The following is a 435-nucleotide window of genomic DNA, read 5'->3' on the forward strand; positions in this document are numbered from 1 at the left end:
GCTCCACTTCGCAGCAGCTCAGACAGCGAGCCGCATCTGTTCGCCGACGCGCTCGCGCCGCTGCACGGGCGCCGTCGGCGTCATTTCGAGCCGTGCGCGGTACGTATGGCCGCACACTACGTCATCGCACTGGTAATCGATCTCCCACGCCAGCGCGGACTTCTGTTCCAGCACGCGGGCGATGCCGCGCGCGCCGCAGTGAGGGCAAGCAATCGTGAATCTCACTTCGCCGCCTCCATCAGCCGGAGCGTCGTGCGCGAATCGACAAAGCCGCGCAGTCGATCCGATGGCCGCACATCGAGCGCGACGTGGGGCCGCGGCCGCGCCGGGGGCGACAGCGAGAACAGGATTTCGAGACCGGCCGGCGTTCGAAAGCCGCAGTCGTCGCACACGAAGTAGAGGCGGCGCAGCGTCGCCGACATCGCTTCCGTATGG

Annotated in this window: 2 protein-coding genes; both read right to left on the bottom strand. The window is 67.8% G+C overall.

Annotated elements, in window-relative coordinates:
- Window positions 1-18 precede the first annotated feature (18 nt).
- On the bottom strand, window positions 19-225 hold the full coding sequence (locus tag J5M67_RS28795) for an ogr/Delta-like zinc finger family protein (RefSeq protein WP_004532731.1): 207 nt from the start codon (window positions 223-225) through the stop codon (window positions 19-21).
- Window positions 222-435 (bottom strand): hypothetical protein (locus tag J5M67_RS28800; RefSeq protein ID WP_243434946.1); only part of this gene is annotated, 214 nt, incomplete at its 5' end. The genes J5M67_RS28800 and J5M67_RS28795, both read right to left, overlap by 4 nt.

The sequence above is a fragment of the Pseudomonas sp. 30_B genome (genome assembly GCF_017491605.1).
Classification (GTDB): Bacteria; Pseudomonadota; Gammaproteobacteria; order Pseudomonadales; family Pseudomonadaceae; genus Pseudomonas.